General features: G+C 39.9%; 8 protein-coding genes. 2 read left to right on the forward strand and 6 right to left on the reverse strand.

Annotated elements, in window-relative coordinates:
- Positions 1 to 147 precede the first annotated feature (147 nt).
- The 6 genes from FEM33_RS05125 to FEM33_RS05150 all read right to left on the reverse strand — a co-directional run bounded on the left by FEM33_RS05125 (position 148) and on the right by FEM33_RS05150 (position 5,164).
- Positions 148 to 1,032 carry an IS3 family transposase gene (locus FEM33_RS05125; RefSeq protein WP_139011026.1) on the reverse strand — a complete coding sequence of 295 codons (885 nt, stop codon included), beginning with the start codon at positions 1,030 to 1,032 and terminating at the stop codon, positions 148 to 150.
- 5 nt (positions 1,033 to 1,037) lie between these two features.
- Positions 1,038 to 1,349, reverse strand: a complete 312-nt coding sequence (locus FEM33_RS05130; RefSeq protein WP_139011027.1) for a transposase — start codon at positions 1,347 to 1,349, stop codon at positions 1,038 to 1,040.
- A 210-nt stretch (positions 1,350 to 1,559) separates the two neighbouring features.
- Positions 1,560 to 1,841: an HU family DNA-binding protein gene (locus FEM33_RS05135; RefSeq protein ID WP_139011028.1), complete on the reverse strand. Its 282-nt coding sequence runs from the start codon at positions 1,839 to 1,841 to the stop codon at positions 1,560 to 1,562.
- A 653-nt stretch (positions 1,842 to 2,494) separates the two neighbouring features.
- On the reverse strand, positions 2,495 to 3,070 hold the full coding sequence (locus tag FEM33_RS05140; protein ID WP_139011029.1) for an HdeD family acid-resistance protein: 576 nt from the start codon (positions 3,068 to 3,070) through the stop codon (positions 2,495 to 2,497).
- 174 nt (positions 3,071 to 3,244) lie between these two features.
- On the reverse strand, positions 3,245 to 4,324 hold the full coding sequence (locus tag FEM33_RS05145; protein ID WP_139011030.1) for a hypothetical protein: 1,080 nt from the start codon (positions 4,322 to 4,324) through the stop codon (positions 3,245 to 3,247).
- Between the two features lie 612 nt (positions 4,325 to 4,936).
- Positions 4,937 to 5,164 carry a hypothetical protein gene (locus FEM33_RS05150; protein ID WP_139011031.1) on the reverse strand — a complete coding sequence of 76 codons (228 nt, stop codon included), beginning with the start codon at positions 5,162 to 5,164 and terminating at the stop codon, positions 4,937 to 4,939.
- Between the two features lie 757 nt (positions 5,165 to 5,921).
- On the opposite strand from FEM33_RS05150, the gene FEM33_RS05155 reads away from it, so the two are divergent.
- Entirely contained in the window at positions 5,922 to 6,731 is an 810-nt protein-coding gene (locus FEM33_RS05155; protein ID WP_139011032.1) for a YsnF/AvaK domain-containing protein, read from the forward strand.
- Positions 6,732 to 6,958: 227 nt separating this feature from the next.
- Positions 6,959 to 7,587: SDR family NAD(P)-dependent oxidoreductase (locus FEM33_RS05160; RefSeq protein WP_139011033.1), on the forward strand; the 629-nt coding region annotated here is incomplete at its 3' end.

Here is a 7,587-nt window from a genome sequence, read left to right on the forward strand (position 1 = left end):
CCAGGTAAATTCCTGATAAGCTTTAAATTTTCTATTATAGGCACCTGAACATTAATTTTTTCTAATCCTTAAATCTTTTACTTCACAGATTTATATCGCTTGTAGCCTTATACAGATGCCATAGTATGTTAATGTCTTGCCCCCTTTTCAGTTGGACACTTTTTCTAATATGGTTTTGTCACAAACCATTGCTTTTTCCCATTTTTGTTGGGGCGTTATGAAACCGATTGAACGGTGTAATCTACTTTGGTTATAATGTGTAATGAAGCGCTGAATTGTTTCTTTGGTCTCATAGTAACTAGCAAATTCATTTCGTTCAATCACTTCACGTTCCAGAATACTGTGAAATGCTTCAATATAGGAGTTTTCTTCTGGGGTAGCAACATGGGTAAACTCTTGTTTTACTTCCGAATTTTTCAGAAAATTTCGCACTTTATGGGAAATAAATTGACTTCCATTATCATTGCGCAGAATAACGCCTTGCAATTGATAGGAATGGTTAACTCGCCGCAGTAAGTTTATCAAATCAAGCTGCCGAATGTTGCCCTGGAACATCCAATCAATGATTTTACGTGTATAAACGTCCAAAATACACAGCAAGTAGTAGTTGCGGCGCTCACCATGAACCCAAACATATTTAATATCCCAGCATAGGTACTCTAATGGTTTACTAGCCTCAATGCGTCGAAACTGAACAAATTCACGTTTTCCAGCTGGCCTAATCATTTTGTTCAATAGAAGACCATTCACTGACATAAGCCGGTATACTTTCTTCTTGTTGATCATGTACTCTTTTTTTAGTTCGTGCGTCGCATACTCATATCCAAACGCGTTAAACTCAGTGTCGATAAGTTGTTTAATACGAAGTACCACATCTTCATTGGGTACGAGAACTCCATCCAGTGTCATCGTTACCTGGCTTGCTTTCGCTCCTGGCTTGCCATTCCGGGGTTTGTAATACGATACACTTCTAGGTAACTCTAACCATCCACATAGTTCCTTTCTTGTTGCACGTTGTTGGTAATGAGACATAATAGCTATCTTTTCCTGAGTCCGATAGGAGTTTTTTTTAGCAACTCACTTTTTACTTCGAGTTCGAGAGCTTGCTTTGCCACAATGCGTTTAAGCCGTTCGTTCTCTTCTTTTAAGACACGCAGTTGCGGATCAATATGGGAGTAGGAATTCCGAAGGCCGTCCTTGCCGCTTGTTAAATACTTTTCCTTCCATCTTCTCAGAAGAGATGGTGAAAGGCTATACTTCCTGCTAACCTCGGAATGACCATCCCGAAGAGATTCTTGTACAATTGAGTACCGGTCTTCGGCGCTGAATGTTCGTCTTTGTTTACTCATGATCCCTAAATTAAATGGACTAAACTGTTTTTACAATTTTGTCCAAATGTTCAGGGGGCTAAGACAATTGAACCATATCTTAACGTGATAAGGCGGCTTTCATTGGAAATTGTATTTGGACTTATTAGTAGGATAAAACCCGGAATTTTAATCATACTATCGAAGAGAAAACTCGATTGAAATTATTATAACTAGCAAATCAATTAAATTTTATAATGAACCTTTTACCTGGTTTATGAAATCATTAGACGGATTAAAAAAAGGAATCTTGTGAGCTGGAATGATAATTGTCGATTTTCGAGATATATCCCTTGCTGTTTTTTCTGCTCTTTGTTTAATAACGAAACTACCAAAACCACGGAAATGAATATTTTCTCCTTCACTGAGAGAGCTTTTTACGGTGGCAAAAAATGCCTCGAGAACTTTTTCAACCTCTTCCTTCTGTATCCCTGTCTTTTCAACTATTCTAGAAATCGTGTCCGCTTTTGTCATTTTAATTCATTGTTATTGGTTATTCATTTCACAAAGCTACAAACTTTAAGAAACGAATAGATTTTATATATTCTTGCTTGAAAACCAGAATGTTGATATAGAAGTGAACATTAATCAATAATGTGTCTAGATTTTGTCTGTAAATGGCCGGGATCAACGTTGGCTTTCACTTGTTTGATGCTGCCAAGCCAGTAATAAACCATTTTGACACCATCAATATAAGCTTTAACCTTGCATGAAAATGTATTTGTTCCCATGTAGTAGTTATTCCGATGGATTATTTAAGAAACTGGTTCGGGGTGAAAGAAATGCATAGGCGGATTGTTAATGCAAGATTAATCATAAATCCTGTTGAGAATGAATAAATAAACTGGGAATATTACAACACTGCATCTAGCAATTTGGGTTAATTAACCTAATCGATTTAAAATAAGTAATAACATTCCTTGACGTTTTTCTAATCATGAGAAAAAACTCAGCCTACTCCGGAATTTTCTAACTCAACAGTAGTTGGTCAGAAAATAGGCCTGATCGACAATGCTCATCTGCCAGAGATTGATATTAATTGTTTTTGAAATTTTCCTGACAACGATTAACTAATTCACTTTCACAAACTTACATGGTTAGTAAGACTATCTCAGTACAATACATATTTATTTAAGCCGTTTTGATTTGAAAATTATTCCAGACGTTTGTTGATCTTTTTTTAATCGGATAGCCAGATAGATATTGGTGATCCCGATGATCATAAATGCTAAACCAGTGTAAAATATTACGGTAATGCCTCTGAGAACAGGGTTTAAAATAATGATAAAGGAAAAGATAACACCTAGAATACTCAGGCTTAACAAGTAGCTCCAGTTTTCAACTTTTTTGCTTTTTAGATTAAAAGACCAGCTTACTGCCATAATGGAACGAAAGAAAATTCCAAAGCCTACATACACAGGAAGTATCGTCATAGTTACCATAGGATGTGCAAAAAGCAAGGCGCCTATCAGCAGACTAACAGTACCTGAAGCCAGCGACCATCCCCAGTTATCTATTTCCCTGCGGTTGAAAATGGAATAAAAGATTTCTAATATGCCAATCACCACAAATGAAGTCATCAACAAATTAGATAATGTATTATAGGGGTCAATTGGTTTTATTAGTATCCAGATGCCGATGCCAGACAGAATAATTCCCAGGAACAGATAAAAATAATATTGCTTTAAGGAGCTGTTTTCCACATTGTTTTATTTAATGGTAAATAAGTTGATCCTCAGCTAAGTTTTAATGATTTCTATACCTAAACAGTTCAAAGTCAAGACTACAAACCAAGGTGTATAACATAAAGGGATGATTCAATTGCGTATGCTTTATTTAATAACTAACATAGAATGTTAGTTATTAAATAGTTGCTGTTATAATCCTAGTGGATTGGTGTTACCGGAATGTATAAACTTATGAAGCCCTATGGCAGGAAAAACCCGGCGTACACGCGGAGAGCCGGTATTGTAAACATCTACTACTTCCTTCCATTCTGCTTGTCGTGATGCGCCGTTGCTTTCAGGATCGGACATGACCAGTACAGAGTTGGCATGCAGCAGTATCTCACCGGAGGCCTCAGCAATTATCCCGTTGGCTTTGTCAATCCCGTCTATACTTTTTAGCCATGGATTCAATCTTTGAAGGAATTTTCTGGAGTATAAACCGATCAGGCAACGTGCAAGAGGGGTTGCAGGCAAATGGTCCCACATCAAATGGCCATTAAACTCCTCGACTTTTCTGCGAAACCCTGGATTGATCCGGTTTGTATCATGGATGAGCATGGCATAATCAAAATCCCAGCGCAATGGAGCTTCATACATAGCGCTGTATTCCCATGCATTATGCGTACTAAATGCAAAGGATACCCCCTCAATCATCCTGTTTTCATTTTGTTCACAGCCATTTACAACTACCTTGATGCGGTCAGGTCCAATGCCTTCCGCATACAACTGGCCCAGAATGTTTGGGATGGTACGTCCATCTTTAAAAAAGTTATAACAGGAAGCGACCAGGTAGATTATCCTGACCTGGCTGCTGACTACCTGGTGGGGCACCAGGCAAAGTTTGCTAAGTCTTTCGGGCTCATCACAAAAATAACCGATGGGCATACTTCCCAATGATTGTTGCCAGGTGGAACTTGGAATGAAGCCATTGTGTGCACTGATGAATGCAAATGCTTTATCGCTACTGACTGTACCATGTATATAGGGTTTCCAGCTTCCCTCGTTAGGATGTGCGTAACCGGTAACTCTTCCATCGGCCTGTAAAGTCATCGTCCCGATTGGCTCAATTTGAAAGCCTTCACGGGTGTCAAAATAACGGCCAAACAGATGCGCGTGTCCAATGAGTTTTTCCATATCCACACCGGCTTGTAGCTGGAGCCTGTTACCAGGGAGATGGTTTATAGTATTGATTTGGTGTACTTTGTCAATTGCTGTTGCTGTCTGGGTCATTGATGCAGGTTTTTTGATCGTTTGCTGGGATGATTATTGCAGTGTTATGCTAATAGGGATTGATAAAGTTATTAGGGTGCATGTATTTGAAATTGGTGTGCTAATACTAAACACCCACCAGGTCAGCTACTATCAATTCCTATTCTTGATGAACCCTACCATATTACCCGTTTTACGTATAATGCTTTATCAACATCGTGCCAGCATGGATTCATCACCTGTTTGATGCACTCGCAAGTAAAGATTTAGGCCTTTTCGATTTTTGTTAATCCTTAAAGAGGTAACAGAGGTAATTATTGCCCGAAAGCCATGTTATAATGCCTGAATACCAGCAATAAAACTCCCCGGCAATGGCCGGGGAGTTTTAACCTTACTACACACTACTTAGTAGATCAGGATCTAAAATCCGGACCTATGCTAAAAAATAATTGGTGAATTTGGTTGATTAACAATTTCGGCTGGCTCAAATCTTATATTTAGTTGATGTTGATTACCACAAAGTGATCCGCTCAAAACATTCATATTCAATATAATAAGATACAGGCTTTATACGATATTAGACCTCAATTAAGCCTTTTCTGATGAATTGTTGGCAAGAACTTAACCTAACTTTTAATCCCATTCATGATTCTTTAAGTAATCCCGCAGACCTTTCCCCTTGTTGGTCAACTGGCCTTCAACGGGATAGTTTGAAATTGTAGTCCACAGGCAAATAGCCATTTCCTCATCTTCAAGAAGTCTCATGCCCGAATTGATGTCAGCATTAATCCTATCATTGATTTCAAATACAATGTAGTCCTCATCCTTAAAGAGCTTCATGGCCTCAAAAATAAGCTCCATAACATTTTCAAAGCTTGATATCTGTTGTATTCAGAAATATCATACCACAAAATGGGTTTGTAGAAGAAACACTGATCTTTTACCTTGCTCTCTATTGTTCAGGGACAGGATTTCAGGACTTATTTGTCAGATCCGGCAAGATTGGACCATTCTTTTGTTTAATCCTTTAGGGGTAGGGAAAGGTATGACCTGCCTCTTTTTATATTGTCCTATATTGTACAGCACGGTCATATTGACTAGGGCCATCTTTGAAATTTGTTCCTTTTTTAGCTCCGTAACCAGCTGCTGCCACACCAATCAATAGGCCGGTAAAGCAAAAAATAGCGGCTTTGGAGCTTGCCGCAGCTTAATCAGAAGCTGCTGATGCCGCCAAGGGAAAGCTTAGTTAAGTAGCAGGGCAAGCAAAAATTGCTGTGGACATTTATGCAGACAAAGTTAAGGGAACCGTTGACCATCTCGCAGACACAGCGATAGCTACATTGATAAAATCCAAAAACAACCTTGATGTCTATTCAGCGTCATGGCAGAAGCCTGTTTTTAAAAGCTTTTGATGCTGGTCACTAAGTGTCTTAAAACCGGCCAAGCCAAGTATGCAAATAGGTTATTGAAGAAGAATCAATTTTTAAAAGGTAAGATCACCATTGAAGACATAACGATAGCGCAAAAAGAATTCATTTAGTATATCAAGTCAGCCATCAGGCACAATTATTTAAATACGCCAGGAAATCAATTAACCAAAAGCTTAAATAGAGAAATCATGTCCAATACAGTAATAGGAATTTTCGAGTATGAAAGTGATGCCCAGCAGGCGCAGAACTACTTATTGGCAAACGGGTTTGCTGACGCAGATGTCGATATCAAAACTGCATCATACACCTCAGAAGCCGGCAAAACTTCGGTCAGTAGCCATAATGAAGATCTAGGAGACCGTATCGGGAACTTCTTTAGGGATCTTTTCGATGGTGATGAAGAAGAGACAAAACGTTACTCAGAAGCAGGAAAGCATGGCACGATTGTAACTGTGCATGCAGCCAGCGCCAACGAAGCTGAAGCTGCTGCAGCGATCCTTGATCAATACGGGGCAGTTGATGTCAATGAAAGTGCAGCTGGGTATTCCTCTAACCAGACGTATGCTGTAGCCCTGCCGAATGCATCTTCTGTTTCTGATGACACTACTGCTTCACTCCCTATAATTGAGGAAAAGCTGCAGGTTGGCAAGCGTCAGGTACAAACAGGTGGTGTGCGTCTGAGGAGCCGCATCGTATCGCGCCCGGTTCAGGAAGGCATCCGTCTTCGCCAGGAGCAGGTCACCGTGGACAGGACACCTGTTGACCGCATTGCGTCAGATTCAGATTTTGACACCTTCAAAGAAGGTACATTCCAAGTAAAGGAGTATGCGGAAGTCCCTGTGGTCAGCAAAGAAGCACGCGTAGTGGAGGAAGTGAGCTTGAATAAAACAGTGGAAGAGCACGATGAGATCATCAATGAAACCGTCCGCAAAACCGAAGTGGATGTAGAGGATCTCACAGAACAGGAAAGATTAAGAAAGTCAGGGTCAGGTTTATAACAGCCAGCTCTAAAACATTTTCTAACCTCTGCTTTTAGCAGGGGCTTTGTTTTCCCAAATTGGTTACAAAAACAGCATTGACTTCAATGAAGAATTAAGATCTTAAAACTCCTATTAACATTAAGAACAAGCTGATCTGCAATTACATGAACTTAAAACATACAAGGGCATTAGTTACTACCCGTCTTATATAAAGTTAAGCAGATCACAAATAAGTAAATATTTATATGGCAAGAATATTGATTACCGGCTCAGTCGATGGGCTGGGGCAACTGGCGGCAAATGCGCTAGTTCACAAAGGGCATAGTGTGGTTTTGCATGCACGTAACCCAGCACGTGCAAAGTATGGACTGGCAAGGGTACCAGGGGCTGAGACCATACTAACCGGGGATTTATCCAGTATTGAAGAAACCAAAGAACTTGCTTATCAAATCAACAAGTTAGGTGATTTCGATACTGTTATACACAATGCAGCAGTATTCCAAGTGCCAGAAGGTAAACTTACCAAAGACGGCTTGCCGCCACTATTTGCTGTTAACAGCCTAGCACCTTACATTCTGACTTGCCTGATTAAAAAACCCAGGCGCTTGATTTATCTTAGTTCGGGAATGCATAAGCAAGCAGACCCAGGTTTGAAAGGCCTGGAAATTGATAACCTAAGTGTCAGCTATGCTGATTCTAAATTTCACAACTTAGTTATAACAATGGCTGTTGCCCGCCAGTGGCCCCAGGTTTATTCTAATGCGGTAGATCCCGGCTGGGTACCCACAAAAATGGGTGGGCCCGGAGCACCTGATAATTTAATGAAAGGTTTTGCAACCCAGGTGTGGCTGGCAGAAAGTAGCGATGTTCATGC

Source organism: Dyadobacter flavalbus (genome assembly GCF_006149045.1).
Taxonomy (GTDB): domain Bacteria; phylum Bacteroidota; class Bacteroidia; order Cytophagales; family Spirosomataceae; genus Dyadobacter; species Dyadobacter flavalbus.

Excerpts from the sequence above, each read along its gene's own strand:
- FEM33_RS05135 (WP_139011028.1), bottom strand. The coding sequence starts at position 1,841 with ATGACAAAAGCGGACACGATTTCTAGAATAGTTGAAAAGACAGGGATA.
- FEM33_RS05155 (WP_139011032.1), top strand. The coding sequence starts at position 5,922 with ATGTCCAATACAGTAATAGGAATTTTCGAGTATGAAAGTGATGCCCAG.
- FEM33_RS05130 (WP_139011027.1), bottom strand. The coding sequence starts at position 1,349 with ATGAGTAAACAAAGACGAACATTCAGCGCCGAAGACCGGTACTCAATT.
- FEM33_RS05145 (WP_139011030.1), bottom strand. The coding sequence starts at position 4,324 with ATGACCCAGACAGCAACAGCAATTGACAAAGTACACCAAATCAATACT.
- FEM33_RS05125 (WP_139011026.1), bottom strand. The coding sequence starts at position 1,032 with ATGTCTCATTACCAACAACGTGCAACAAGAAAGGAACTATGTGGATGG.
- FEM33_RS05150 (WP_139011031.1), bottom strand. The coding sequence starts at position 5,164 with ATGGAGCTTATTTTTGAGGCCATGAAGCTCTTTAAGGATGAGGACTAC.